This is a genomic window from Bacillus sp. AK128, assembly GCF_053903075.1.
The window spans coordinates 818,277-844,505 of sequence record NZ_CP096379.1; the positions used below are offsets into that span (position 1 = coordinate 818,277).

17 protein-coding genes, 24 tRNA genes and 3 rRNA genes are annotated in these 26,229 nt (G+C 40.7%); 40 read left to right on the forward strand and 4 right to left on the reverse strand.

Features of this window, described 5'->3' with window-relative positions:
• Positions 1–97: 97 nt before the first annotated feature.
• A complete protein-coding gene (gene thiT, locus M1D60_RS03750) occupies positions 98–658 on the reverse strand; it encodes an energy-coupled thiamine transporter ThiT (RefSeq protein ID WP_456277878.1) in 561 nt (186 codons plus the stop codon).
• 480 nt (positions 659–1,138) lie between these two features.
• Here thiT and M1D60_RS03755 point away from each other — a divergent pair.
• The 32 genes from M1D60_RS03755 to cspD all read left to right on the forward strand — a co-directional run bounded on the left by M1D60_RS03755 (position 1,139) and on the right by cspD (position 15,815).
• Positions 1,139–2,677 (forward strand): 16S ribosomal RNA (locus M1D60_RS03755).
• A gap of 181 nt (positions 2,678–2,858) precedes the next feature.
• Positions 2,859–5,782, forward strand: a 23S ribosomal RNA gene (locus M1D60_RS03760).
• Between the two features lie 125 nt (positions 5,783–5,907).
• Positions 5,908–6,023, forward strand: a 5S ribosomal RNA gene (rrf, locus tag M1D60_RS03765).
• Together the 16S, 23S and 5S rRNA genes with 24 tRNA genes alongside form the textbook arrangement of a ribosomal RNA operon.
• Before the next feature lie 12 nt (positions 6,024–6,035).
• Positions 6,036–6,111, forward strand: a tRNA-Val gene (locus M1D60_RS03770).
• 63 nt (positions 6,112–6,174) lie between these two features.
• Positions 6,175–6,250 (forward strand) — tRNA-Thr (locus tag M1D60_RS03775).
• Between the two features lie 8 nt (positions 6,251–6,258).
• Positions 6,259–6,334, forward strand: a tRNA-Lys gene (locus M1D60_RS03780).
• Positions 6,335–6,342: 8 nt separating this feature from the next.
• A tRNA-Leu gene (locus tag M1D60_RS03785) sits at positions 6,343–6,427 on the forward strand.
• Between the two features lie 34 nt (positions 6,428–6,461).
• Positions 6,462–6,536 (forward strand) — tRNA-Gly (locus M1D60_RS03790).
• Between the two features lie 14 nt (positions 6,537–6,550).
• Positions 6,551–6,639 (forward strand) — tRNA-Leu (locus tag M1D60_RS03795).
• A 26-nt stretch (positions 6,640–6,665) separates the two neighbouring features.
• Positions 6,666–6,742 (forward strand) — tRNA-Arg (locus M1D60_RS03800).
• A gap of 10 nt (positions 6,743–6,752) precedes the next feature.
• Positions 6,753–6,829, forward strand: a tRNA-Pro gene (locus M1D60_RS03805).
• Between the two features lie 16 nt (positions 6,830–6,845).
• Positions 6,846–6,921 (forward strand) — tRNA-Ala (locus M1D60_RS03810).
• Between the two features lie 43 nt (positions 6,922–6,964).
• Positions 6,965–7,038, forward strand: a tRNA-Met gene (locus M1D60_RS03815).
• A gap of 21 nt (positions 7,039–7,059) precedes the next feature.
• A tRNA-Ile gene (locus M1D60_RS03820) sits at positions 7,060–7,136 on the forward strand.
• Between the two features lie 12 nt (positions 7,137–7,148).
• Positions 7,149–7,241 (forward strand) — tRNA-Ser (locus M1D60_RS03825).
• Positions 7,242–7,436: 195 nt separating this feature from the next.
• Positions 7,437–7,513 (forward strand) — tRNA-Met (locus M1D60_RS03830).
• 3 nt (positions 7,514–7,516) lie between these two features.
• Positions 7,517–7,592, forward strand: a tRNA-Asp gene (locus tag M1D60_RS03835).
• Positions 7,593–7,617: 25 nt separating this feature from the next.
• Positions 7,618–7,693 (forward strand) — tRNA-Phe (locus M1D60_RS03840).
• Between the two features lie 177 nt (positions 7,694–7,870).
• Positions 7,871–7,946, forward strand: a tRNA-Thr gene (locus tag M1D60_RS03845).
• Between the two features lie 32 nt (positions 7,947–7,978).
• Positions 7,979–8,063: transfer RNA gene (locus M1D60_RS03850), tRNA-Tyr, on the forward strand.
• Between the two features lie 34 nt (positions 8,064–8,097).
• Positions 8,098–8,173: transfer RNA gene (locus M1D60_RS03855), tRNA-His, on the forward strand.
• Positions 8,174–8,194: 21 nt separating this feature from the next.
• Positions 8,195–8,269: transfer RNA gene (locus M1D60_RS03860), tRNA-Gln, on the forward strand.
• A gap of 4 nt (positions 8,270–8,273) precedes the next feature.
• Positions 8,274–8,347 (forward strand) — tRNA-Gly (locus M1D60_RS03865).
• A gap of 18 nt (positions 8,348–8,365) precedes the next feature.
• Positions 8,366–8,442, forward strand: a tRNA-Ile gene (locus tag M1D60_RS03870).
• 75 nt (positions 8,443–8,517) lie between these two features.
• Positions 8,518–8,592: transfer RNA gene (locus M1D60_RS03875), tRNA-Asn, on the forward strand.
• 6 nt (positions 8,593–8,598) lie between these two features.
• A tRNA-Ser gene (locus M1D60_RS03880) sits at positions 8,599–8,689 on the forward strand.
• Positions 8,690–8,706: 17 nt separating this feature from the next.
• Positions 8,707–8,778 (forward strand) — tRNA-Glu (locus M1D60_RS03885).
• Between the two features lie 451 nt (positions 8,779–9,229).
• On the forward strand, positions 9,230–10,378 hold the full coding sequence (locus M1D60_RS03890; RefSeq protein WP_456277879.1) for a glucose-1-phosphate adenylyltransferase: 1,149 nt from the start codon (positions 9,230–9,232) through the stop codon (positions 10,376–10,378).
• A 21-nt stretch (positions 10,379–10,399) separates the two neighbouring features.
• Positions 10,400–11,431, forward strand: coding sequence for a GlgC family sugar phosphate nucleotidyltransferase (locus tag M1D60_RS03895; protein WP_456277881.1), 1,032 nt, complete (start codon positions 10,400–10,402; stop codon positions 11,429–11,431).
• Positions 11,428–12,888: a glycogen synthase GlgA gene (gene glgA, locus M1D60_RS03900; RefSeq protein ID WP_456277882.1), complete on the forward strand. Its 1,461-nt coding sequence runs from the start codon at positions 11,428–11,430 to the stop codon at positions 12,886–12,888. The genes M1D60_RS03895 and glgA overlap by 4 nt, the downstream gene beginning before the upstream one ends.
• Positions 12,875–15,277, forward strand: coding sequence for a glycogen/starch/alpha-glucan phosphorylase (locus tag M1D60_RS03905; RefSeq protein ID WP_456277883.1), 2,403 nt, complete (start codon positions 12,875–12,877; stop codon positions 15,275–15,277). Before glgA ends, M1D60_RS03905 begins: the two co-directional genes overlap by 14 nt.
• Before the next feature lie 337 nt (positions 15,278–15,614).
• Complete coding sequence (gene cspD / locus M1D60_RS03910; protein WP_456277884.1) at positions 15,615–15,815, forward strand: cold-shock protein CspD; 201 nt, start codon at positions 15,615–15,617, stop codon at positions 15,813–15,815.
• A gap of 50 nt (positions 15,816–15,865) precedes the next feature.
• On the opposite strand, the gene M1D60_RS03915 is transcribed toward cspD, so the two are convergent.
• Both M1D60_RS03915 and M1D60_RS03920 read right to left on the reverse strand, forming a co-directional pair.
• The gene (locus tag M1D60_RS03915) at positions 15,866–16,630 is read right to left on the reverse strand and encodes a TraR/DksA C4-type zinc finger protein (RefSeq protein WP_456277885.1); all 765 of its coding nucleotides are present in this window, start codon (positions 16,628–16,630) and stop codon (positions 15,866–15,868) included.
• Between the two features lie 150 nt (positions 16,631–16,780).
• Entirely contained in the window at positions 16,781–17,713 is a 933-nt protein-coding gene (locus M1D60_RS03920) for a 1,4-dihydroxy-2-naphthoate polyprenyltransferase (RefSeq protein WP_456277886.1), read from the reverse strand.
• Between the two features lie 261 nt (positions 17,714–17,974).
• Between M1D60_RS03920 and M1D60_RS03925 the strand changes: the two genes are divergently transcribed.
• The 5 genes from M1D60_RS03925 to M1D60_RS03945 all read left to right on the forward strand — a co-directional run bounded on the left by M1D60_RS03925 (position 17,975) and on the right by M1D60_RS03945 (position 24,397).
• Entirely contained in the window at positions 17,975–19,381 is a 1,407-nt protein-coding gene (locus M1D60_RS03925) for an isochorismate synthase (RefSeq protein WP_456277887.1), read from the forward strand.
• On the forward strand, positions 19,374–21,101 hold the full coding sequence (gene menD / locus M1D60_RS03930; protein WP_456277888.1) for a 2-succinyl-5-enolpyruvyl-6-hydroxy-3-cyclohexene-1-carboxylic-acid synthase: 1,728 nt from the start codon (positions 19,374–19,376) through the stop codon (positions 21,099–21,101). Before M1D60_RS03925 ends, menD begins: the two co-directional genes overlap by 8 nt.
• Before the next feature lie 10 nt (positions 21,102–21,111).
• Positions 21,112–21,927 carry a 2-succinyl-6-hydroxy-2,4-cyclohexadiene-1-carboxylate synthase gene (gene menH / locus M1D60_RS03935; protein WP_456277889.1) on the forward strand — a complete coding sequence of 272 codons (816 nt, stop codon included), beginning with the start codon at positions 21,112–21,114 and terminating at the stop codon, positions 21,925–21,927.
• 11 nt (positions 21,928–21,938) lie between these two features.
• Positions 21,939–22,757, forward strand: coding sequence for a 1,4-dihydroxy-2-naphthoyl-CoA synthase (gene menB / locus M1D60_RS03940; RefSeq protein WP_456277890.1), 819 nt, complete (start codon positions 21,939–21,941; stop codon positions 22,755–22,757).
• A gap of 155 nt (positions 22,758–22,912) precedes the next feature.
• Positions 22,913–24,397, forward strand: coding sequence for an o-succinylbenzoate--CoA ligase (locus M1D60_RS03945; protein WP_456277891.1), 1,485 nt, complete (start codon positions 22,913–22,915; stop codon positions 24,395–24,397).
• Between the two features lie 200 nt (positions 24,398–24,597).
• On the opposite strand, the gene M1D60_RS03950 is transcribed toward M1D60_RS03945, so the two are convergent.
• Entirely contained in the window at positions 24,598–24,756 is a 159-nt protein-coding gene (locus tag M1D60_RS03950) for a hypothetical protein (protein ID WP_456277892.1), read from the reverse strand.
• A 172-nt stretch (positions 24,757–24,928) separates the two neighbouring features.
• Here M1D60_RS03950 and M1D60_RS03955 point away from each other — a divergent pair, with 172 nt between their 5' ends.
• The 3 genes from M1D60_RS03955 to M1D60_RS03965 all read left to right on the forward strand — a co-directional run bounded on the left by M1D60_RS03955 (position 24,929) and on the right by M1D60_RS03965 (position 26,133).
• Positions 24,929–25,219 carry a DUF2325 domain-containing protein gene (locus M1D60_RS03955; protein ID WP_456277893.1) on the forward strand — a complete coding sequence of 97 codons (291 nt, stop codon included), beginning with the start codon at positions 24,929–24,931 and terminating at the stop codon, positions 25,217–25,219.
• Positions 25,220–25,221: 2 nt separating this feature from the next.
• Entirely contained in the window at positions 25,222–25,845 is a 624-nt protein-coding gene (locus M1D60_RS03960; RefSeq protein ID WP_456277894.1) for a hypothetical protein, read from the forward strand.
• Between the two features lie 126 nt (positions 25,846–25,971).
• Positions 25,972–26,133 (forward strand): DUF1540 domain-containing protein, encoded by a 162-nt coding sequence (locus M1D60_RS03965; RefSeq protein ID WP_456277895.1) that lies wholly within the window; start codon positions 25,972–25,974, stop codon positions 26,131–26,133.
• Positions 26,134–26,229 lie beyond the last annotated feature (96 nt).

Sequence of the window (26,229 nt, forward strand, 5' to 3'; positions counted from 1 at the left end):
GTAAATCTTGTTTATCACTAGCATTCGTCTATCGGAAGAATCTATTAGAGCAAAATAAAAGTACCTTTCAAAAATGAATAGGTACTTATATCCTTTATTAATTTGTCTGAAGAAGTCTTTTAGATGATGAAACCATAAGGATTAATACTATAGAACAAAGTATAAATGCAGGTAGCATATATGAGCCATTATATAAAAGCGAGTAAAGGACAACAGGTGTCCCTTCTGGAGCGTAATCAGCAAAGAAAACGATTCCTCCTATAAAGTGAGCAATAAATCTTAGAAAGCTTCCTATAAATGCCCCAAGTAAAATATATGTATTAATCCTACCTTTGTTTCCTGAATGTAATGCATCTTTTATACGCCCTGATACTAAACCAGCTAACCCCAAAACTACAAATGCGACAATATAGTCCATAAACGCTTGAGGGATACTATATATATAGGTGGTTGTAAGTAGTTGAAGACCACCATATAAAAGTCCTGTAAGTAAACCGCCCTTAATCCCCCATCTAAATGCAATAAAGAACACTGGGAGCATCGATAAAGAAACGGATCCTCCTTGTGCCCATATTTTAAATGCTAAAAAATCAAGAAGATACGCTAGTGCAGAAAATATTGAAACTTCTACTAGGAATACTATTCTTTTGTTTCTCAAGATTGAAACCTCCTATATATTGCTTTTCATTATTATTACAACTTTTCTATTATAAATGTTTATTAATTAATTGTCCCATTAAAAAAGCTCTAAAACAATGAGTTGACTTTGTTACTATTATAAAAATTGCATATGACCTTTAATAGTTGAAAAGTGATTAGAAAATATTTTAAAAAAAAGACTTGAAATTAATATGAGGGACATGGTATATTATTTTTTGTCGCCGCTAAATCGAGTGTGACAACACAAAAAAAGTTTTTAAAAAAACTTTTAAAAAAGTGTTGACTTGAAGTTGGGTGATGTGTTAAATTAATAAAGTCGCTTTTGGGCGATGGTGAGTTCTTTGAAAACTAAACAAAACGTCAAGCGTGTTGGTTTTATAACCAACGCAAAGTAATAAATTATTAAATCTACTATTAGTTATTTTCGCTAACGTGAAGTAACTCGGTAGATTGCCGGTGTAATGAGCAATCAAACACTTTATTGGAGAGTTTGATCCTGGCTCAGGACGAACGCTGGCGGCGTGCCTAATACATGCAAGTCGAGCGAATCTCTTCGGAGATTAGCGGCGGACGGGTGAGTAACACGTGGGCAACCTGCCTGTAAGACTGGGATAACTTCGGGAAACCGGAGCTAATACCGGATAATTTCAGACACCTCCTGGTGACTGAATAAAAGATGGCTTCGGCTATCACTTACAGATGGGCCCGCGGCGCATTAGCTAGTTGGTGAGGTAACGGCTCACCAAGGCGACGATGCGTAGCCGACCTGAGAGGGTGATCGGCCACACTGGGACTGAGACACGGCCCAGACTCCTACGGGAGGCAGCAGTAGGGAATCTTCCGCAATGGACGAAAGTCTGACGGAGCAACGCCGCGTGAGCGATGAAGGCCTTCGGGTCGTAAAGCTCTGTTGTTAGGGAAGAACAAGTACCGTTCGAATAGGGCGGTACCTTGACGGTACCTAACCAGAAAGCCACGGCTAACTACGTGCCAGCAGCCGCGGTAATACGTAGGTGGCAAGCGTTGTCCGGAATTATTGGGCGTAAAGCGCGCGCAGGCGGTCCTTTAAGTCTGATGTGAAAGCCCACGGCTCAACCGTGGAGGGTCATTGGAAACTGGGGGACTTGAGTACAGAAGAGGAAAGTGGAATTCCACGTGTAGCGGTGAAATGCGTAGAGATGTGGAGGAACACCAGTGGCGAAGGCGACTTTCTGGTCTGTAACTGACGCTGAGGCGCGAAAGCGTGGGGAGCAAACAGGATTAGATACCCTGGTAGTCCACGCCGTAAACGATGAGTGCTAAGTGTTAGAGGGTTTCCGCCCTTTAGTGCTGAAGTTAACGCATTAAGCACTCCGCCTGGGGAGTACGGTCGCAAGACTGAAACTCAAAGGAATTGACGGGGGCCCGCACAAGCGGTGGAGCATGTGGTTTAATTCGAAGCAACGCGAAGAACCTTACCAGGTCTTGACATCCCTTTGACCTTCCTAGAGATAGGAATTTCCCTTCGGGGACAAAGGTGACAGGTGGTGCATGGTTGTCGTCAGCTCGTGTCGTGAGATGTTGGGTTAAGTCCCGCAACGAGCGCAACCCTTGATCTTAGTTGCCAGCATTCAGTTGGGCACTCTAAGGTGACTGCCGGTGACAAACCGGAGGAAGGTGGGGATGACGTCAAATCATCATGCCCCTTATGACCTGGGCTACACACGTGCTACAATGGATGGTACAAAGGGCAGCAAAACCGCGAGGTTGAGCAAATCCCATAAAACCATTCTCAGTTCGGATTGCAGGCTGCAACTCGCCTGCATGAAGCCGGAATCGCTAGTAATCGCGGATCAGCATGCCGCGGTGAATACGTTCCCGGGCCTTGTACACACCGCCCGTCACACCACGAGAGTTTGTAACACCCGAAGTCGGTGAGGTAACCTTAGGGGGCCAGCCGCCGAAGGTGGGACAGATGATTGGGGTGAAGTCGTAACAAGGTAGCCGTATCGGAAGGTGCGGCTGGATCACCTCCTTTCTAAGGATAAGTGGAAACTTTCGTTTCCATAAAATAGCGCTTGAACGTTTTGTTTAGTTTTGAGAGAATCATCTCTCAGGTTTTTTGCGAAAGCAAAATAACCATCCTTTTGTTCTTTGAAAACTAGATAATAATTCGTATGTAAGAAAGTCAAGAAATTGATCGAATGATCTTTAACAACGGTTAAGTTGTTAAGGGCGCACGGTGGATGCCTTGGCACTAGGAGCCGATGAAGGACGTGACTAACAACGATATGCTTCGGGGAGCTGTAAGTAAGCTTTGATCCGGAGATTTCCGAATGGGGAAACCCACTGCTCGTAATGGGGTAGTATCTTCACCTGAATACATAGGGTGATGATGGCAGACCCGGGGAACTGAAACATCTTAGTACCCGGAGGAAGAGAAAGCAATTCGCGATTTCCTGAGTAGCGGCGAGCGAAACGGAAGAAGCCCAAACCAAGAGGCTTGCCTCTTGGGGTTGTAGGACACTCAACATGGAGTTACAAAGGAACGAGGTAAGTGAAGCGGTCTGGAAAGGCCAGCCATAGAAGGTAACAGCCCTGTAGCTGAAACTTCGTTCCCTCCTGAGTGGATCCTGAGTACGGCGGGACACGAGAAATCCCGTCGGAAGCAGGGAGGACCATCTCCCAAGGCTAAATACTCCCTAGTGACCGATAGTGAACCAGTACCGTGAGGGAAAGGTGAAAAGCACCCCGGAAGGGGAGTGAAACAGATCCTGAAACCGTGTGCCTACAAGTAGTCAGAGCCCGTTAACGGGTGATGGCGTGCCTTTTGTAGAATGAACCGGCGAGTTACGATCCCGTGCAAGGTTAAGTTGAGAAGACGGAGCCGCAGCGAAAGCGAGTCTGAATAGGGCGATTGAGTACGTGGTCGTAGACCCGAAACCAGGTGATCTACCCATGTCCAGGGTGAAGTTCAGGTAACACTGAATGGAGGCCCGAACCCACGCACGTTGAAAAGTGCGGGGATGAGGTGTGGGTAGCGGAGAAATTCCAATCGAACCTGGAGATAGCTGGTTCTCTCCGAAATAGCTTTAGGGCTAGCCTCGAGTTTGAGAGTCTTGGAGGTAGAGCACTGATTGGACTAGGGGCCCTCATCGGGTTACCGAATTCAGTCAAACTCCGAATGCCAAAGACTTATACTCGGGAGTCAGACTGCGAGTGATAAGATCCGTAGTCGAAAGGGAAACAGCCCAGACCACCAGCTAAGGTCCCAAAGTATACGTTAAGTGGAAAAGGATGTGGAGTTGCCCAGACAACCAGGATGTTGGCTTAGAAGCAGCCACCATTTAAAGAGTGCGTAATAGCTCACTGGTCGAGTGACTCTGCGCCGAAAATGTACCGGGGCTAAACGTATCACCGAAGCTGTGGAATGTCTAACGACATTGGTAGGAGAGCGTTCTAAGGGCGTTGAAGCTAGACCGTAAGGACTGGTGGAGCGCTTAGAAGTGAGAATGCCGGTATGAGTAGCGAAAGACAAGTGAGAATCTTGTCCACCGAATGCCTAAGGTTTCCTGAGGAAGGCTCGTCCGCTCAGGGTTAGTCAGGACCTAAGCCGAGGCCGAAAGGCGTAGGCGATGGACAACAGGTTGATATTCCTGTACCACCTCCTCACCGTTTGAGCAATGGGGGGACGCAGGAGGATAGAGAATCGCGCGATTGGAAGTGCGCGTCCAAGCAGTTAGGCTGGTAAGTAGGCAAATCCGCTTACCATAAGGCTGAGCTGTGATGGCGAGGGAAATATAGTACCGAAGTTCTTGATTCCACACTGCCAAGAAAAGCCTCTAGCGAGGTGAGAGGTGCCTGTACCGCAAACCGACACAGGTAGGCGAGGAGAGAATCCTAAGGTGATCGAGAGAACTCTCGTTAAGGAACTCGGCAAAATGACCCCGTAACTTCGGGAGAAGGGGTGCTCTGGTAGGGTGAAAGCCCGAGAGAGCCGCAGTGAAAAGGCCCAAGCGACTGTTTAGCAAAAACACAGGTCTCTGCGAAGCCGCAAGGCGAAGTATAGGGGCTGACACCTGCCCGGTGCTGGAAGGTTAAGAGGAGAGGTTAGCGCAAGCGAAGCTTTGAATTGAAGCCCCAGTAAACGGCGGCCGTAACTATAACGGTCCTAAGGTAGCGAAATTCCTTGTCAGGTAAGTTCTGACCCGCACGAAAGGTGTAACGATTTGGGCACTGTCTCAACGAGAGACTCGGTGAAATTATAGTACCTGTGAAGATGCAGGTTACCCGCGACAGGACGGAAAGACCCCGTGGAGCTTTACTGTAGCCTGATATTGAATTTTGGTACAGCTTGTACAGGATAGGTAGGAGCCTGAGAAGCCGGAGCGCCAGCTTCGGTGGAGGCGTCGGTGGGATACTACCCTGGCTGTATTGAAATTCTAACCCACAGCTCTGATCGAGCTGGGAGACAGTGTCAGGTGGGCAGTTTGACTGGGGCGGTCGCCTCCTAAAATGTAACGGAGGCGCCCAAAGGTTCCCTCAGAATGGTTGGAAATCATTCGTAGAGTGTAAAGGCACAAGGGAGCTTGACTGCGAGACCTACAAGTCGAGCAGGGACGAAAGTCGGGCTTAGTGATCCGGTGGTTCCGCATGGAAGGGCCATCGCTCAACGGATAAAAGCTACCCCGGGGATAACAGGCTTATCTCCCCCAAGAGTCCACATCGACGGGGAGGTTTGGCACCTCGATGTCGGCTCATCGCATCCTGGGGCTGTAGTCGGTCCCAAGGGTTGGGCTGTTCGCCCATTAAAGCGGTACGCGAGCTGGGTTCAGAACGTCGTGAGACAGTTCGGTCCCTATCCGTCGTGGGCGTAGGAAATTTGAGAGGAGCTGTCCTTAGTACGAGAGGACCGGGATGGACACACCGCTGGTGTACCAGTTGTTCTGCCAAGGGCATCGCTGGGTAGCTATGTGTGGACGGGATAAGTGCTGAAAGCATCTAAGCATGAAGCCCCCCTCAAGATGAGATTTCCCATTCTTTGAAGTAAGACCCCTGAAAGACGATCAGGTTGATAGGTCTGAGGTGGAAGCGTGGCGACACGTGGAGCTGACAGATACTAATAGGTCGAGGACTTAACCATATTTAAATGACATTCTTGCATACGATATTATCTAGTTTTGAGGGAACAAAAATTTCCTCTTGTAATTTCTCATAAAATGAGTATAATTAAAAAGGTCGCTAATGTTTCTAGTGATCAAAATATAGTCTGGTAATTATGGCGAAGAGGCCACACCCGTTCCCATTCCGAACACGGAAGTTAAGCTCTTCAGCGCCGATGGTAGTTGGGGCATTGCCCCTGTGAGAGTAGGACGTTGCCAGGCTGTATCAAATTTGGAGGATTAGCTCAGCTGGGAGAGCACCTGCCTTACAAGCAGGGGGTCGGCGGTTCGATCCCGTCATCCTCCACCATAGATTTTTCACGTTAGTGAAAATATTTAATAAATAAAATGTTCTAACAATAAAACTTTATACGCCGGCTTAGCTCAGTTGGTAGAGCAACTGACTTGTAATCAGTAGGTCGTGGGTTCAAATCCTATAGCCGGCACCACTTAATTAGAGCCATTAGCTCAGTCGGTAGAGCATCTGACTTTTAATCAGAGGGTCGAAGGTTCGAGTCCTTCATGGCTCACCATTTTGTGCGCGGATGTGGCGGAATTGGCAGACGCACTAGACTTAGGATCTAGCGCCTTACGGCGTGGGGGTTCGACTCCCTTCATCCGCACCAAATTCAATTAAATAATCTATTGCAATACATTGTTGCGGAAGTAGTTCAGTGGTAGAACACCACCTTGCCAAGGTGGGGGTCGCGGGTTCGAATCCCGTCTTCCGCTCCAAGAGTTCATGTATTGCCGGGGTGGCGGAACTGGCAGACGCACAGGACTTAAAATCCTGCGGTAGGTGACTACCGTACCGGTTCGATTCCGGTCCTCGGCACCATAGTTTTTTTTGAAAAAACTATTTTAGCGCCCGTAGCTCAATTGGATAGAGCGTTTGACTACGGATCAAAAGGTTAGGGGTTCGACTCCTCTCGGGCGCGCCATATTCATGAACGGGAAGTGGCTCAGCTTGGTAGAGCACCTGGTTTGGGACCAGGGGGTCGCAGGTTCAAATCCTGTCTTCCCGACCATTAAAGATTAGACTATGGGGCCTTAGCTCAGCTGGGAGAGCGCCTGCCTTGCACGCAGGAGGTCAGCGGTTCGATCCCGCTAGGCTCCACCAAATTTTTTGCAATAGCAAAACATTCAATAATACTTTTTAATATGGCGGTGTAGCTCAGCTGGCTAGAGCGTACGGTTCATACCCGTGAGGTCGTGGGTTCGACTCCCTCCGCCGCTATTACCATTTAAAAGTATAATTGGACCTTTAGCTCAGCTGGTTAGAGCAGACGGCTCATAACCGTCCGGTCGTAGGTTCGAGTCCTACAAGGTCCACCATTGTAAACACACGGAGGAATACCCAAGTCCGGCTGAAGGGATCGGTCTTGAAAACCGACAGGCGGGTCAAACCGCGCGGGGGTTCGAATCCCTCTTCCTCCGCCATATTTTTATCTGGATATAAAAGTGATTTATAAAAGTGAAACATTTATATTATCGCCGGGTGGAGCACGTTGAATAATCTTCATCGATTCCACATCAGCATACCAATTTTCTTCTTGAACCATCATCTTGTAAAATTGGGATGGTCGTAATAGTAGACATGAAGTGCATTTAGTAAAATTGAATTATTTATATTATCGCGGGGTGGAGCAGTCTGGTAGCTCGTCGGGCTCATAACCCGAAGGTCGTAGGTTCAAATCCTGCCCCCGCAACCAAATGGTCCCGTGGTGTAGCGGTTAACATGCCTGCCTGTCACGCAGGAGATCGCGGGTTCGATTCCCGTCGGGACCGCCATTATTTTAACTAAAACTAAACAGATGGCTCGGTAGCTCAGTCGGTAGAGCAAAGGACTGAAAATCCTTGTGTCGGCGGTTCGATTCCGTCCCGAGCCACCATTTTTGTTTTTTTTTGTTGTAAGTATCGTATGCCGGCTTAGCTCAGTTGGTAGAGCACGTCGGAATAATCTTCTAAGAGATACTTCAGCGTACCAATCGAGTTGCTGCTTGAGTTAGCTTCCTGAGATTGGGACGACATGTACTATAAGAGCAAGAGTTAGAAATACTTTATAAAATGCCGGCTTAGCTCAGTTGGTAGAGCAACTGACTTGTAATCAGTAGGTCGTGGGTTCAAATCCTATAGCCGGCACCAGTTTTTTTCGAGAGAAAAATGTTTGTAATAGTGGAGGGGTAGCGAAGTGGCTAAACGCGGCGGACTGTAAATCCGCTCCCTCCGGGTTCGGCGGTTCGAATCCGTCCCCCTCCACCATAGTTTTATTAAAATAACATCATATAATTTTATGGCGATCGTGGCGAAGTGGTTAACGCATCGGATTGTGGTTCCGACATTCGAGGGTTCGATTCCCTTCGGTCGCCCCATATTTTATTAATTTTATTTTTTGGGCTATAGCCAAGCGGTAAGGCAACGGACTTTGACTCCGTCATGCGTTGGTTCGAATCCAGCTAGCCCAGCCATATTGCGGGTGTAGTTTAATGGTAAAACCTCAGCCTTCCAAGCTGATGTCGTGAGTTCGATTCTCATCACCCGCTCCAACAAGTTATTACTCATTTGGGCCTATAGCTCAGTTGGTTAGAGCGCACGCCTGATAAGCGTGAGGTCGATGGTTCGAGTCCATTTAGGCCCACCATAGTTTTTTCGCACTAGCGAAAATAACTCACCTTATAATGTTTTATAAAGTATCTCATCTTTATTTTTATATTATTCCACCATAGCTCAGCGGTAGAGCATTCGGCTGTTAACCGAAGGGTCGTAGGTTCGAATCCTACTGGTGGAGCCATATTTTGGGGAAGTACTCAAGTGGCTGAAGAGGCGCCCCTGCTAAGGGTGTAGGTCGTTAACGCGGCGCGAGGGTTCAAATCCCTCCTTCTCCGCCAGTCTTATATATTATATCGGCCCATTGGTCAAGCGGTTAAGACACCGCCCTTTCACGGCGGTAACACGGGTTCGAATCCCGTATGGGTCATCACAAAAAGCACTGCACTATGCAGTGTTTTTTTATTTTGTCTTCTTTATTGAACTCTTACTCATCATGAAGATAAATCGGTTCCTATACACTCTTCTAATACATTCCACTCACGTGAACTAATTCTTTACCTCGTATCTACCTAAACTACTAACTCTATTATTCATCATTTATGATCTATCTATACATCTACTCTCTATCATTCACCAAAATTTTATAGTATATCTTTTTATTTGCTAAACTATGTCTTATTCTGTCATACGAAAGATTAGACTCCTTTTCATTTTAGCAAGGAAAAAGCCAGAATTAATTGAATATTTAAGGAATGATGCTATTACTTTCATTTTAATTTTAGGTCATTATATCTACTAAATTTTTGTCATCTAAGCATCTCTCTTAGCATATTTAATATAATTACTATTTATTTTTGGGTGAGAGGAGATCTATGATTATGGTTCAACGAAATTGTGTAGCTATGCTACTAGCTGGAGGAAAAGGGAGTCGGCTACATTCTCTTACAGAAAGCTTAGCAAAACCCGCTGTTCCATTTGGTGGGAAGTATCGAATCATTGATTTTTCGCTTAGTAATTGTACAAATTCAGGAATTGATACAGTTGGTATTTTAACTCAGTATCAACCTCTCGTCTTAAATTCTTATATTGGTATTGGTAGTACATGGGATTTAGACAGGAAGCATGGAGGCGTTACGGTATTACCACCATATGTGGAATCAGATAGTATGAGATGGTATACAGGAACAGCAAGTGCTATATATCAAAACATGAATTACATTAGTCAGTATGATCCTAATTATGTACTCATTTTATCCGGAGACCATATTTATAAGATGGATTATGCTGAGATGCTCTCCTATCACATTGAGAAAGGTGCAGATGTGACTATTTCGGTTAAGGAAGTGGAGTGGGATGAAGCAAGTCGTTTTGGGATCATGAACACAAGTGAGCATATGGATATTCTAGAATTTGAAGAAAAACCAATCTCTCCTAAAAGTAATTTAGCCTCGATGGGAATTTATATTTTCTCTTATTCCGTTTTAAAAGAATTTCTTGAATTAGATGATTCCAATCCTCAATCCAGCCATGATTTTGGAAAAGATGTGATTCCTCTTTTACTTAGAAATCAGAAAAAACTATTTGCTTACCCATTTAAAGGCTACTGGAAAGATGTTGGGACGGTTAAAAGTCTATGGGAAGCCAATATGGATTTATTAAATGATCAATCAGAGTTAGATCTATATGATCAATCATGGAGAATTTATTCAGTAAATCCCAACCAACCACCTCAATATATATCACCAGATGCGGTTATTCAGCAATCATTAATTAATGAAGGATGTGTCATTGAAGGACATGTACAACATTCAGTTTTATTTCAAGGTGTACATATTGGAAAAGGCTCAACTGTGAAAGATTCCGTTATTATGCCTGATGCTATTATAGGGGAAAACGTTTATATAGAACGAGCGATTGTTCCTTCAGGGATGAAAATTGAAAGTGATTCAGAGATACGTTGTGTTAATGATTCAGAAGATGTCATTTTAGTTTCTGAAGAGATGATTGCTGCTTGTAAGGCTGATTAATATATCTAGGAGGAACGTGTTATGAAAGATACAATGATGGGGTTGATTGATGCTTCAACTGTGAGTGATTCCTTATCTTCACTAACTGTTAAACGATCGCTCTCTGTCATTCCATTTGGCGGGAGATATCGTCTGATTGATTTTGCTTTATCTAATATGGTGAATTCGGGAATCCGTAGTGTTGCAATATTTCCCAAGCACCAATATCGGTCACTAATGGACCATATAGGTTCAGGAAAGCATTGGGATTTAAACCGAAAGAAAGATGGGTTATTCTTTTTTCCTCCAACAGAGCATGACAATGAGTGTGAAATGAGCTTTGGTTCTTTCCCCCATATGGAGGCCAATATGGATTATTTCTTAAGAAGCTCCCAAGAGTATGTTGTCGTTGCAAACTGTCAGGTGGTCGCTAATATTGACTTACGTGACGTACTCAAACGTCATAAAGAAACAGGAGCAGATATTACATGTGTTCGGAAGAATGGTCGCTTTTTAAATATGTACGTGTTAAAAAAGGATTTTTTACTAGAATTATTCTGTAAGTATAAAAAATCTGGTTATACCTATCTATCGGATGTGATCAAGGATAACCAGAGTATGTACTATATACAACACTATGACTTTACCGGATATGTTGCTCATATTCAATCCATTGAAGCTTACCATTATCATAGCTTAGAGCTATTAAGGCCAGAAGTATGGAAACAGTTGTTCACAAGTGAACGGCCAATCTACACAAAGGTAAAGGATGAGCCGCCGACAAGGTATGTAGAAGGTGGAACGGTTAAAAATTCATTTATTGCCAACGGGTGTACGATACAAGGTTATGTAGAAAATAGTATTATTTTCCGTGGTGTTACCATTGGAAAAGGTACGATAGTGAAGAATAGTATCGTGATGCAAAAAAGTCAAATCTTTGAAGATTGCCGATTGGATCATGTAATCTGTGACAAAGATGTTAGGATAGGCCCAAACGTTCAATTAATAGGTAGTAGTCAATCTCCTTTTGTTTTAGAAAAAGGTACTGTACAGGGAGAGTTGATGAATTCATGAACATATTATTTGCTGTTTCTGAGTGCCTCCCCTTTGCTAAAACGGGGGGATTAGCTGATGTTGCGGGTTCTCTTCCAAGTGAACTAAAAAATCTTGGTTCAACTGTTTCTGTTATCATGCCTTTATATGGAACGATTTCTCAAGAGCATAAGAATCAGATGGAATACATGGATAGTTTTGATGTTGAGGTCGGTTGGCGAAGGCAATATGCAGGTCTTAAGAAGCTAGTAGAGAACGGAATTACCTATTATTTTATTGATAATGAGTACTATTTTAAGAGGGATTCCTTGTATGGTTATTATGATGATGGTGAACGCTTTACCTTTTTTAGTAAAGCAGTTCTGGAGGCTATTCCCTATTTGGACCATTCATCTACAATTTTGCATTGTCATGATTGGCATACTGGGATCATTCCTTTTCTATTAAAAGAATATTATCATCATCTACCTGTATATAAGCCCATTAAATCAGTATTTACTATACACAACTTGCATTTTCAAGGGCTATTTCCCAAGGAAATTCTACATGAGTTATTAAATGTGGATGAACGATACTTTAAAAAGGATTATTTGGAGTACCATGGACTCGTGAATTTTATGAAGTCAGGTATTAGTAGTGCCGATTTTGTGACAACGGTTAGTCCTACTTATTGTGAAGAAATTAAGACGCCTTATTTTGGCGAAGGACTAGATGGCTTACTTCGAGAAAAGGATGAACAATTAATTGGTATCTTAAATGGGATTGATGATACATTTTATAATCCTGAGGATGATTCGTTTATTCAAGCCATGTACAGTCTTCAATCAATTGAGGTTAAAGCTCAAAATAAACGGGCATTACAACAGCATTTTCAATTACGAGAGGACCCTTCTATCCCCATGATTGTGTTAATTAGTCGATTAACAAAGCAAAAGGGATTAGAGTTGGTCACTCATATTTTTCATGAGCTTTTGAATGAAGATATACAGTTTATCGTCCTTGGTACTGGAGAAGACTCTTTTGAGCATTTTTTCCAGGAGATGTCATACACATATCCTGATAAGGTAAGAGCTTATATTGGATTTGATGAAAAGCTCGCTCACATGGCTTATGCAGGAGGAGATTTGTTTTTGATGCCTTCCAAATTCGAACCATGTGGATTAGGACAGATGATTGCCATGAAATACGGTACTGTCCCAATCGTAAGAGAAACTGGTGGATTAAATGACACGGTTAAACCTTATAATGAAAGCACTAGGGTTGGTAATGGATTTAGTTTTTCCCATTTTAATGCTCATGACATGCTTTTTACGATTAAAAGAGCTCTCGGTTTTTATCAAACCAAGGAGCATTGGTCTACTATTGTAAGTCAAGCAATGAGCGAGGACTTTAGCTGGAGTCAATCAGCGTTTATATACAATCAGCTTTACTCTAAATTGTGCATCCCCGTTAGGAGTGAACGGCATGTTCTCAAGTAAAGAACAGTTTAAGCAGGCATACTTACAGAAGCTTGAAATGATGTATGGTAAACGCTTTGAAGATACGACTGTTACTGAGCAATATCATGCACTTGGGCAATTAGTGAGAGAAACGATTAGTTCAAGATGGATTGATACAAATGAAAAGTATCGAATGAATAAGGATAAGCAAGTATTTTATTTATCTATAGAATTTTTGCTTGGTAGATTACTAGGGAATAACTTATTAAATCTAGGAGTACGAGATTTATGTGATGAAGCTCTTGATGAATTAGGAATTAAATTAAGTGCAATTGAAGAATGCGAAATTGATGCAGGGTTAGGAAATGGTGGGTTAGGCAGATTAGCCGCCTGCTTTTTAGATTCACTGGCAACCTTAAATCTCCCTGGCCACGGATTTGGTATTCGTTATAAGCACGGGTTATTTGACCAAAAGATTGTAGATGGTTATCAGGTGGAGCTCCCTGAACAATGGCTTAAGCATGGTAATGTATGGGAGGTTAAGAGAGCTGATAAGGCTGTTCCCGTTAATTTTTGGGGGATGGTGGAGTCATATACAGAAAGCGGCAAGCTCCGCTTTAGACATGTAGGTGCTGAGACGATATCTGCTGTACCGTACGACATGCCTGTAATCGGTTATAAAACGAATACGGTTAATATGCTAAGGCTATGGAGTGCCGAACCAGCTCCATATCCGGTTCATGCTGATGTGTTGAAATATAAACGTGATACGGAAGCAGTTTCGGAATTTCTATATCCCGATGATACAAATGATGAGGGGAAGATCCTACGCTTAAAGCAGCAATATTTCCTTGTTGCAGCAAGTTTAAAGAGTATCTTCAGCTCGTACCGGAAACAGCACAACACCTTGTTAGAGCTCCATCAGTATGTAGCTATTCATATTAATGATACCCATCCTGTACTGGCTATTCCAGAGATGATGCGTATATTAATTGATGATGAAGGTTTGGGATGGGATGAAGCATGGTCCATTACGACTCAAACCATCTCTTATACGAATCATACAACCTTATCGGAGGCTCTTGAGAAATGGCCGGTTCATATCTTTAGACCATTACTACCACGGATTTATATGATTGTTGAAGAGATTAATGAAAGATTTTGTAGGGATCTTTGGGCGTTATACCCTGGTGAGTGGGACAGAATTGAGAGGATGGCAATTATCTCGAATGATTTGGTGAAAATGGCACATTTAGCCATTGTGGGTACACACTCTACCAATGGAGTTGCTAAGATTCATTCTGAGATCTTAAAGCACCGAGAAATGAAAGACTTTTATGAGATCTATCCAACCCGTTTTAATAATAAAACGAATGGGATTACACATCGAAGATGGCTTATAAAAGCAAATCCTGAGCTAACTAAGCTTATTAAGAAAGCAATAGGAGAGAAGTGGATTGATAAGCCTAGTGAATTATCAGAGCTTGGGATCTATGCAAATGATAAAAGCTTTCAAGAGGAGTTAGCAAAAGTAAAGCAAATAAGGAAGCAGATTCTCGCCCGGAGAATAAAGGAGCAAACAGGCGTAGTAGTAGATGAGCATTCTATTTTTGATGTTCAGGTAAAAAGACTACATGCTTATAAAAGACAGCTTCTGAATGTGTTTCATATTATGTATCTTTATAATCGTCTAAAGGAGGACCCTAGCCTTCAGATCTATCCTCGGACATTTATCTTTGGTGCTAAAGCTTCTCCAGGCTATTATTATGCGAAAAAGGTGATTAAGCTTCTAAATTCAGTCGCTGATAAGGTAAATCATGATCCGAGAGTCAGTCCTTATTTAAAGGTAATCTTCTTAGAAAATTATCGCGTTTCTTTAGCAGAAGAAATAATTCCAGCAACAGATGTGAGCGAACAAATTTCAACTGCAAGTAAAGAAGCATCAGGAACAGGAAATATGAAATTTATGATGAATGGTGCTTTAACAATGGGTACCCTGGATGGAGCAAATATTGAAATTCGTGAAGAAGTCGGTGCTGAAAACATCTTTACTTTTGGATTAACGCCTGAAGAAGTCCTTAATTATTACCAAAATGGGGGCTATCGTTCATTAGACTATTACCATCACAATAAGCATATTCAAACGATTCTAGAGCAATTAATGAATGGGTTCTTTCCAAATACAGGCTCTGACTTTGAAGTAATTTATGATTCTCTGTTAATGCAAAATGATGAGTATTTTGTATTAAAGGACTTTTCATCCTATTGTGATTCACAGGCTAGGCTAAGTCAGGTGTATGAGGATAAAAATGCTTGGCTGGAAAAAAGTGTGATTAATATTGCTAAGTCAGGGTATTTTTCGAGTGATCGAACCATACAGGAGTATGCTGACCAGATTTGGAACTTAAATAAGGTAAAAATTCTTTAGCTATTTAGAGATAAAAATATGCGAATTCTGGTTTTCCTATTCTTAGCTGGTCATCGGTCAGGCCCTATGTATTTTTAATAAAAATGATGATTTATACATTGAATAGGTGCTATATATTTTATTGACGTAAAATTTTACCTATGTTATAGTTGAGGTACTATCGAGCAAGTTACGAAAAGTTAGAAAGTAAGATATCAACCCTTCATGATTGTGTGGTGTTTGGTAAGTTTTTACTTTCAAACACTTCATTCTTGAAGGGTTTTTTATTGTATTTCTTTTCATCTTCTCGGGAGCAATTTTTAGGTACCAAAGTGTGCCAGTTTTAGGAGGCAAAATTATGCAAAACGGTAAAGTTAAATGGTTTAACAGTGAAAAAGGTTTCGGTTTCATCGAAGTTGACGGTGGAGATGACGTATTCGTACATTTCTCAGCGATCCAAGGTGATGGTTTCAAAACTTTAGAAGAAGGCCAAGAAGTTAGCTTCGAAATCGTTGAAGGTAACCGTGGACCTCAAGCTGCTAACGTAAACAAACTATAATTCAAAATATAAAGCAGTCCTAAATAGGACTGCTTTTTTTCATTCAACTTTTAGCGGTAATGATCATGACCTTCCTCTGTATAAGGTTCTTTTTCTCCTGGAGGTAGGTCGCCGAATATAGCCATTGTACCAGCTTCATCTAAGATATCTTCATATGTTTTATGCTGGTGGTTTGGGTATACTGTGATGTTTTTACCTTCGATATCAGTTCCAATAAAGTTCTCATACTCTTCCACATATCCAACTGGATCTTCAGACTCTACATAAGCATCATTGTAATGTTCTACTTCCATATCAATATCAGATGGTGTCTCAGATGTTCCGTAACGGGCTACATCTTGCCAAGAATCTTCCGCGTCATATGCAGTACCCTCAGATTCATCATATTCGAAACGGCCGAAAGCAGGCATTAATACATTCTCTTCAACAGGACGTTCATGTGAAACGAGATGATCTGGAGAATGCTCTTTACAGTATAGTACTGTAGGTAATGCTTCAAGACGTTCTATTGGAATTTCTTTTCCGCATTCCTTACAGGTTCCATACGTGCCTTCCTCTATGGACCTTAATGCATCATCAATGTCCTTCAGTTCTTTTTCTGTATGCTCGTTAAGGGCTATATCTTTTTCACGTTCATATAATTCAGTAGCATTATCGGCAGGGTGATTATCATAGCTAGATAACTCCCCCATTGACTCGTGAATAGCACCACGTTCGAGACCGTAATGGCCTACTTTTTCAAATCGGTCTTCAATGGCCTTCTTATCGGCCAACAAATGATCCTTAAACTTCTTAATTTGGGGAGCAGAAAGCATGGATTTCCCTCCTTTTTAACTTATTAAAATTTAGGTGTAAGTTCGCTATGCGAAGAAAATTAGAAGAAGTCGAAACAACTTCAATTTTAGTATGCACCATGTTATGAAAAACATAGATGAAATAAAAAAACAGCCTACATGAGTAGACTGTTACATAACGTAAGCAAGTATTAATCCAATTGATACTAATAATCCAAATATTGTATTGGTTTGAGCTGTTGCCTTCATTGCAGGCATCATTTGAATAGGTATCGTTTTACCGATGAAGCCTTTGGTTGCCTGAATGGGCTTAGGAACACTCAGTAATACTAATAAAAGCCAAGGAGAGGCAATGTTGACAAGAATTAAAACAATCACCCATAAATAGGAAACCAAAAACATTCCTGCTAGAACCTTAATGGCATTTTGGCGTCCTACAATAATCGCTAATGTTTTTCGGCCATTTTCTTTATCGCCATCCAAGTCCCTGATGTTATTAGCTAAAAGAATGGCCCCAACTAAGATAGAAATTGGCATGGAGACCAACACGCTTTCTAACGATACAGTTCCTGTTTGGACAAAGTAGGATAACAAAATAATGATATTCCCCATAAATAATCCAGCCACAATTTCACCAAAAGGTGTATAGGCAATTGGAACAGGACCACCTGTATAGAAATATCCAGCAGCCATACAAATCGTTCCAATAACTGCTAGCCACCAGCTACTTTGCATACAAATATAAATTCCAATTAAGGTCGCAATGCCAAATAAAACGAAGGCTAACCTTAGTACGGTCTGGGGTTTTACCCCTTCCCTCACAATGGCACCACCAATTCCGACAGAACCTTCATGGTCTAATCCTCTTTTAAAATCATAATACTCATTTATCATATTTGTAGCAGCCTGTATAATTAGGCAAGCTAGCAACATCATAATAAACATAGTTACATCAATATTTGTGTATGGTAAAGCTAATGCTGTTCCAATAAAAACAGGTACAAATGCTGCTGTTAGTGTATGAGGTCTTGTTAAGGTCCACCATACACGCCAGTTACGTTTTCTTGGTTGAAAATGTGTATTTTGATTCACTTCTGTTTGCATAGCTGTTTCACCTCTCTAGAAAGCTATTGTCATCATATAGTTTAGGTAAAGTAGACAAGAGTGTCAACGCTTTTATAAAGGAATATTACACATGTATTTACAATAATTGAAACGTTTTCCTTTCAGCTTTATAATAAAACCTTTACAATATAGATGGAGAAACATGAATGAGCAAAAATGACGATATTGACAGTCCGAATGGACAGGTGTATTTTAGTATAGTTAATGGACTGAGACGAATTAGTGATAGGGGGGAATGTGATGGTAACCATTCAACAAAAATCAATACTGGATACGATCACAGAAGGAATTGATCAAGCTGGGAAGCTTGGACATCCCATTCTTGTAAGTTCAACGATGCGTATAGATTATGTTGATCCCCTTCTGTTTTACCAAACAGGGAAAAACCAATTCTTTGGGGAACGCTTCTTTTGGAAGGAGCCACATGAAGGTACAACATTTGTTGGCTTAGGAGCAGCACAGGTAATAGAGAATTCAGAATCAACCATATATCGATTTAAACATATAGAAGCAGAATGGCAAAAATTAATTCAAACCTCTATTCAATACAGTACGAATGACAAATCAGGTGTTAGGTTATTTGGTGGATTCTCATTTGATCCTGTTAAGAATCGAACAGAATTATGGGAAGACTTTCCGAACTCTAAGTTTTACTTACCTACGTATATGTTATCAATTGAGAATGAACAATCATGGCTAACGGTAAATATTATCGTAACAGCACTCGATCAACCAGAAAAGATTTATCAGTATTTAATGGAAGAAAAGAAACAATTACTACATTTAGAAGATCAAAACAGTCTTCAACTGAACCATTCCTATGAGGAAGAGGAGGTAGAGGTTGAAGAATGGATGAAATCAATTGAAAATGTGATTTCACATATAAATAAAGGAAAGCTTGAAAAAGCAGTTCTAGCCCGTGAATTAAAGCTATTGTCCAAAGAAGATTTTAGTATTGTATCTATCTTATCAAAACTGCAGGAAAAACAGCCCACTAGTTATTTATTTGCGATGGAAAGTGGCTCTTCCACGTTTATTGGTGCTACTCCTGAGCGGTTAATAAAAAAAGATCAGCAATCTGTTTTATCAACCTGTTTAGCTGGTTCAATCAAAAGAGGAAATTCGAAAGAACAAGATTACGAACTTGAGCAGGAACTTCTTCATGATATTAAAAACCTTGAAGAGCATCAGTTTGTGGTTGAGATGATCTCACAGGAGCTAAAACAGGTTTGTGATGAGCTTACGACAGCGAAAAAGCCGAGTATCTTTAAAGCAAAAGATATTCAGCATCTCTATACTCCTATCATTGGGAAGGTTAAACAAGATGTGCACTTGCTAACTTTAGTTAAACGACTTCATCCTACCCCAGCATTAGGTGGGTTCCCTCAGGATAAAGCACTCGTTGAAATTAGGGAGCAGGAACAATTAGATCGTGGCTGGTATGCTGGACCCATCGGTTGGATCGATGGTGAGGGGAACGGTGAATTCGCCGTCGCAATTCGATCAGGGCTTTTTAAGCAAAAAGAAGCTTCCTTATTTGCAGGCTGTGGTATTGTTGGTAAATCAGAGCCAACCAAAGAATATGAAGAAACCCAAATAAAATTCAAGCCAATGCTTACTGCAATTGGAGGCAAGGTTAATGAGTAATAATATTGAATTAACGCATTACTTAGCTACATTTATAGAGGGTTTAGTTAAAGCAGGGGTTGAGGATGTGGTCATTAGTCCTGGATCAAGATCAACCCCGATTGCGATCCTTATGGAGGAGCATCCTACTTTAAAAACGTGGATGAACATCGATGAACGTTCAGCTGCTTTTTTTGCATTAGGAATTGCTAAGGCTTCTAGAAAGCCCGTTGCCATGCTTTGTACATCTGGAACGGCTGCTGCGAATTATTTTCCTGCCATTGTGGAAGCAACTCAAGCTAAGGTACCACTAATTGTGTTAACAGCAGACCGACCTCATGAGCTTCGAGATGTTGGAGCTCCTCAAGCTATTAATCAAATTGAGCTATATGGTAAGTACAGCAAGTGGTTTGTGGAAATGGCACTTCCGGAAAGTAGCACGAATATGCTCCATTATGCCTTTACGGTAGCTAGTAGAGCAGTCACAACCTCATTATCTTCTCCTGCAGGAGTTGTACATATCAATTTCCCATTAAGAGAGCCACTGCTTCCTAATTTAGAAGAACTTCAATGGAATGTGATTGAAATGGAAAAGACGGTTTTATTACCATCCTCAGAGGGTCTTCCGCATAATATATACCCAATACTTCCTCAACTTACAAAGGGGAGAGGGGTTATTGTTTGTGGTCCTCACGATCAGGAGGGTTTTCCAGAAGCTGTCACCACCTTGGCTGAAAAATTAGGCTACCCGGTGTTAGCAGATCCATTATCCCAAGTTAGAAGTGGAAAACATAAAAAAGAAATGGTGATTGACTGCTATGATACCATCTTAAAAAGTAATAAAATGTTCCAAGAGCTGAAACCTGACATTATTATTCGCTTTGGTGCTATGCCAGTTTCAAAGGTATTAATGCAATTTATTACCCAGTCAGCACCATCATATCAGTTGATTGTCGATCAAGATGAAGGCTGGAGAGATCCGACCTTGTCAGCTACTCATTTTATACATATGAATGAAAAGGACTTTTGCCATCAGTTAAGCTTGAATATTGATAAAGCCCTAACAGAAAGTAAATACTTTGAAATGTGGAAAAAAGCAAACGAAATAGTTAAACCGGTTCTTTCATCTGAAGTAGCAGAGTTTCATTTTGAAGGTGATGTTGTTAGACGCCTAATGAATAAGCTAGAGGATGATGTTAGTTTATTTATCGGGAATAGTATGCCTATTCGAGACATTGATACGTTCTTTTTTGTAAGTGATCATCAAACTCGTCTTTTTGCTAATAGAGGTGCGAATGGAATAGATGGGATTATTTCTACAGCGTTGGGAGTTAGTACGAAGGAAAAAAGACTGATTTTACTAGTTGGGGACCTTACCTTTTACCATGATTTGAATGGTTTGTTAGCCAGTAAATTACATCGTTTGCCGATTACGATTATTTTGGTTAATAATAACGGGGGAGGAATCTTCTCCTTTTTACCACAAGCTAAGGAAGAAAAGCATTTTGAACAGTTGTTTGGAACACCGGTTCACTTAGATTATGAAAAGGTAGTATCGATGTATGACGGTCAGTATACAAAAGTAAGCTCTTGGGAAGATTTTGAAGAGGAAGTGGCCAAAGGCTTAAGTCGAGAGCAATTATCGGTAATTGAAGTCCCAACAGCATTACGAAGTGAAAATGTAGTGCTACACCGGGAGCTTTGGAATCAAGCTGTCAAAGAGCTAGACACATTACTCTAGGGGAATGATTATGGAGATAAGCTTGAATGGAGTCACGTATTCCTATATGCTTAAGGGGAAAGGGCCAGCCCTTTTATTGCTGCACGGATTTACGGGATGTAAAGAAAACTGGACCTTTCTAATTGATAGGTTTTCTAGTAGTTATCAGGTCATTGCTCTTGATTTACTTGGGCACGGTAGAACAGAATCTCCACTTTTAGAGGAACGTTATTCTTTTGACAGAGTTTGTCATGATATATATCAGTTGTTGGAACAATTGTCCATATCAGATGTTCATCTCATTGGATACTCTATGGGTGGAAGAGTCGCTCTGGCATTCTCAATTATGTATCCTGAAAAGATCACTTCTCTCTTATTAGAAAGCAGTTCTCCTGGTCTTCTAACCGAGGAGGAAAGACTTACCCGAATAGCTGCTGATGAGTCATTAGCTCATGATATAATGGAGAATGGGATTGAACCGTTTGTAAAGAAGTGGGAGAACATTCCACTATTTGCATCTCAAAAGAAATTACCAGAAGAAACAAAGCGCAAAATACATGGTCAGCGCCTTCATAATGTACCTATCGGGCTAGCTAATAGTTTAAAAGGAATGGGAACGGGAAGGCAGCTGTCTTATTGGGACAAGCTCGAGATGCTAAAGATGCCAGTCCTGTTAGTATGTGGGGAGCTTGATCAAAAGTTTTGTCAAATTGCAAATCAAATGAAAATACGTATTCCTCAAGCTATTATTTGTCAAATTTCGCAGGTTGGACATGCAATTCATGTGGAAGAACCAGATTTATTTGTTAAAATAGTAGATGAGTTTTTACATAGTATACATAATTAAGGAGGATTTTCATGACAGTTGAATGGATTGCTGAAAGAAAGTATGAAGATATTCTATATGAAACACATAATGGAATTGCAAAAATCACCATTAATCGTCCAGAAGTGAGAAATGCATTTCGTCCTAAAACCGTAATGGAGCTGATCGATGCATTTGCATATGCTCGTGATGATGAGAATGTTGGGGTTATTGTGTTAGCGGGTGCTGGAGATGAAGCGTTTTGTGCTGGTGGAGACCAAAAAGTTCGTGGTCACGGTGGCTATGTAGGGGATGACCAAATTCCTCGTTTAAATGTTTTAGATTTACAGCGTTTGATTCGTGTTATTCCAAAGCCTGTTATTGCTATGGTATCTGGATATGCAATTGGTGGAGGTCATGTTTTACATATCGTGTGTGATTTAACGATTGCAGCAGATAATGCAATATTTGGACAAACTGGTCCAAAGGTTGGAAGCTTTGATGCTGGATATGGTTCGGGCTATCTTGCACGTATCGTTGGACATAAAAAGGCGAGAGAAATCTGGTTCTTATGCCGTCAATACAATGCTCAAGAAGCACTCGATATGGGCCTAGTCAACACGGTTGTTCCACTTGACCAGCTTGAGGCTGAAACAGTTCAATGGTGTAAGGAAATGTTAGAAAAGAGTCCTACGGCTCTACGCTTTATAAAAGCAGCAATGAATGCGGATACAGATGGATTAGCTGGTTTACAGCAATTTGCTGGAGATGCGACGCTACTATACTATACAACGGATGAGGCAAAAGAAGGAAGAGATGCGTTTAAGGAAAAACGTAATCCAGACTTTAAGCAATTCCCTCGTTTCCCTTAATGTTGAAAAAGGCTTGATGGTTTAAACCGTCAAGCTTTTCTATTTACATCATCTAGCTACTGTCCCTCTGTCCTTATAAAAGAAGGATTTACTATCAGAGGAAGACGTGCTAGTCTTAGTAGTTTTGTCTTCTAGCTTAGAAAGCGAGGTATTTTATGTTGAATTCAACTCAGGATGTTCCTAATTGGCTCATGCAAAGAGCATATTTAACTCCTGATCGTGTTGCACTTAAAATGGGTGACCGAGAGATTACCTTTTTAGCATTACATAATCAGGTGTTACAAACAGCGGGTAGGCTGTATACTATGGGAATTAGAAAGGAATCAAAGGTTGGGCTTTTATCACATAATAGTGTTGAAATGGTTGAATTAATCCATGCCTTAAAATATGTGGGGGCTGTTACCGTTCTACTTAACACAAGGCTAACTTCTAGTGAGCAACTATGGCAAATGAATGATTCTGGGGTGAACTTCCTTGTAACTGAATCAACATTTATAAAAAGTCTAGAACAAGCTACATCAATTCCTGTTATTTCTTATGCTTCACTATATGATATTGAGGCTTCTTCTGAGGTAGAGACTCAAAGAGAGTTTAACTTGAATCAACCAGATACCATTATGTACACTTCTGGAACAACGGGTAAACCTAAAGGTGTAATCCATACTTATGGTAACCACTACTGGAGTTCAATTGGGTCTGCTTTAAATTTGGGCATTCATCAGGATGATTCCTGGTTAGTTTGTGTTCCTTTTTTCCATGTGAGTGGATTGTCGATTCTGATGAGAAGCGTTATTTATGGGATGAAGGTAGTGATATTGGAACAATTTGATCCAATTAAGGTAAATGAAGTGATTGAGAAGGAGAAAATAACGATGATTTCTGTTGTTAGCACCATGCTGACACAAATGGTGGAACAACTTGAACAAGAACATCTAAGTTATCCAGAAAGCCTTCGTTGTGTATTATTAGGTGGTGGACCAGCACCTAAAGTGTTATTAGAGAAAGGGAAGACATATCAAATTCCCGTTTTTCAAACATATGGAATGACTGAGACTGCATCACAAATTGTCACATTAGCTCCAGAGTATAGCTTATTAAAGCTAGGCTCGGCAGGAAAGCCATTGTTTCACTCTCAAGTAAAGATTCTCAAAGATGGTATAGAGCAAAATAGGCTCGAGCCAGGTGAAATTGTTGTAAAGGGCCCAACGGTCACAGCTGGCTATTATAACCGCCCTGAGGCAACGGATGAGTCTATAATGGATGGTTGGTTACATACAGGAGACATTGGTTACTTAGATGAGGAAGGATTCCTTTACGTCTTAGATCGGAGAAAAGACTTAATTATATCTGGTGGAGAAAATATTTATCCTGCGGAGGTAGAGAGTGTTCTTCTATCCCATCCTTCCATAAAGGAAGCGGGAGTAGTAGGTCTGGAAGATGACAAATGGGGACAGATTCCAGTTGCCTTTATTGTAGGTGATGACCTGACCTTTTCAGATATTTACTCTTATTGTTCAGAGCGAATGGCAAAGTATAAAGTTCCCAAAAAGGTTTACTTTGTAACAGAGATGCCTCGTAATGCTACCAATAAACTACAACGACATAAGCTTCTTGAAATGATAAAGGAACAAGGTGTTTAATTTTAAGGATACCAAATGTTACGAAAGCAGCAAAGTTTTAGAAAAGAGCTTTAACTAAAAAAGAAGAGACACGATTCTCTTCTTTTTTTCGGTGGGTCTTTATATAGGCTATTTTCGTATAAATTGTTGCTCTAATCTATAGACAATCTTCTTTTAATACTGGTTACTCAGCCAAACTCAATGGTATGAACATGAAAGTTTTATATATAAAATGATGTGGATTGATCCTTATATTCATCGAATGGATCTTCGTCAGCCCAATCAAGAGCATCCGCTTCGAAGTAGTATGTATCTTGTGGTGAAAGCTCATGATGCCAAACATTTGTAAGAGAGTCTACATATATAGGGTGTTTGTCCATTTTTATTGCCTCCTCTGCAATGATTACAATACTATAATCTTTCCATTTAAAAAGAACGTTATTCACCTTTTTACATATTGTTATTGATAATGATAATTTTTATCAATTAGCTTGACAAAGATAATCATTCTCAATTAAGATGATAATAAGAAATATATGGGAGGTTAAATGGATGAGATCGTTAATGGTTGTAGGAGCAGATCATTTGGGCTTAATTACTGAAAAGCTAATGAATACAGGGTTTGGGGAAATTCACCATATTGATGGTAGGAAAGTTAATTCCGTTAAGAAGGGGATACCTGAAAATATTGATATTGTGTTTGTATTAACTGATTATGTAAACCATAATTTAGCTAAAGTCATAAAGCAAAAGGCAAAAGAAAAAGAGAAGCCTATTTATTTTGTAAAGCGTTCTTGGAGTTCTATGTATGCTGTAATTCAAGAGTTGAAGGTTGGAAGCTAAGGATGACATTACTTTCTTTACATAAGTATAAGAGTCAACTGAAAATCTCGGATTCAACTAGTGAAGCTCATGTTCTATTTCAGCATACGATGGATAAAATTATATATGATTTTATTCAGCTACAAGAGCAAGAGCGAACTAGTGAAAGTATGTTAGCCTGTATTTATCAGCAAACAAGAAGCTCTTTATTTTTTGAACCCTCTTCTAGACTCGTATCATTAGCGAAGCTCAGCAACCATTTACTTCAATTAATTAATCTGTTTAACCAAGCGAAACTATTTACCCTGACACAGCCTACTACATTTTTCGTTAAAGAGTTAAATCGATATTTGACCATTGAGCTTGAATTAGGTGAGTGGAAGGATCAATCATTTGTAATTAAGAAACTGATTTGGAGTGAAGGTGACAGAGAATTGCTCATTAACTTATTATCTGTCTACTCCCAACACGCTTATATCCAACAACCTTCAGAAATTGAATTAGTTGATATGAATGTAGGGGAGGTATTTAGATATTCGGTTCGTCCCTATACTTCAGCAATCAAAAATATAAATGAATTGCTTGAGTGTTCTAATCAATCATCCATCTACGGCACTTTCTATTCTCTAACGAAAGAAAAGCAGTGAAAATTCACTGCTTTTTTTTATGATTAGGTTCAATCATATGTAAATATAGAAAAATTACTTCGTATCAATTCCTTGTATAGTACCCATAAAAATGGTGAATCCTTATAGTAAGGAGGTGTTTATACAATGGCACAAGACGTATTATGTGAAGTTAGCAGCTGTGTTCACAATATCAATAACGAAAACAAATGTGGTGCAACTCAAATTTATGTAGTCAATCACAAAGAGAAGAACGCATCATCTAGTAGTGAAACTGACTGTAAAACCTTTGAACCTTCAGATCTATAAGTAATAGGAAGGAGACAATCAATCCCGTGGTTGTCTCTTTCTATATTTATTATTGAAAATAATTATCATTATTATTCATCTATATGCTAAAAAATA

Coding starts and splice junctions, on each gene's coding strand:
- M1D60_RS03905 (WP_456277883.1), top strand. CDS start 12,875: ATGTTCTCAAGTAAAGAACAGTTTAAGCAGGCATACTTACAGAAGCTT.
- M1D60_RS03960 (WP_456277894.1), top strand. CDS start 25,222: ATGACATTACTTTCTTTACATAAGTATAAGAGTCAACTGAAAATCTCG.
- menH (WP_456277889.1), top strand. CDS start 21,112: ATGGAGATAAGCTTGAATGGAGTCACGTATTCCTATATGCTTAAGGGG.
- M1D60_RS03965 (WP_456277895.1), top strand. CDS start 25,972: ATGGCACAAGACGTATTATGTGAAGTTAGCAGCTGTGTTCACAATATC.
- M1D60_RS03925 (WP_456277887.1), top strand. CDS start 17,975: ATGGTAACCATTCAACAAAAATCAATACTGGATACGATCACAGAAGGA.
- M1D60_RS03895 (WP_456277881.1), top strand. CDS start 10,400: ATGAAAGATACAATGATGGGGTTGATTGATGCTTCAACTGTGAGTGAT.
- M1D60_RS03920 (WP_456277886.1), bottom strand. CDS start 17,713: ATGCAAACAGAAGTGAATCAAAATACACATTTTCAACCAAGAAAACGT.
- M1D60_RS03890 (WP_456277879.1), top strand. CDS start 9,230: ATGGTTCAACGAAATTGTGTAGCTATGCTACTAGCTGGAGGAAAAGGG.
- cspD (WP_456277884.1), top strand. CDS start 15,615: ATGCAAAACGGTAAAGTTAAATGGTTTAACAGTGAAAAAGGTTTCGGT.
- M1D60_RS03915 (WP_456277885.1), bottom strand. CDS start 16,630: ATGCTTTCTGCTCCCCAAATTAAGAAGTTTAAGGATCATTTGTTGGCC.
- menD (WP_456277888.1), top strand. CDS start 19,374: ATGAGTAATAATATTGAATTAACGCATTACTTAGCTACATTTATAGAG.
- M1D60_RS03945 (WP_456277891.1), top strand. CDS start 22,913: ATGTTGAATTCAACTCAGGATGTTCCTAATTGGCTCATGCAAAGAGCA.
- M1D60_RS03950 (WP_456277892.1), bottom strand. CDS start 24,756: ATGGACAAACACCCTATATATGTAGACTCTCTTACAAATGTTTGGCAT.
- glgA (WP_456277882.1), top strand. CDS start 11,428: ATGAACATATTATTTGCTGTTTCTGAGTGCCTCCCCTTTGCTAAAACG.
- M1D60_RS03955 (WP_456277893.1), top strand. CDS start 24,929: ATGAGATCGTTAATGGTTGTAGGAGCAGATCATTTGGGCTTAATTACT.
- menB (WP_456277890.1), top strand. CDS start 21,939: ATGACAGTTGAATGGATTGCTGAAAGAAAGTATGAAGATATTCTATAT.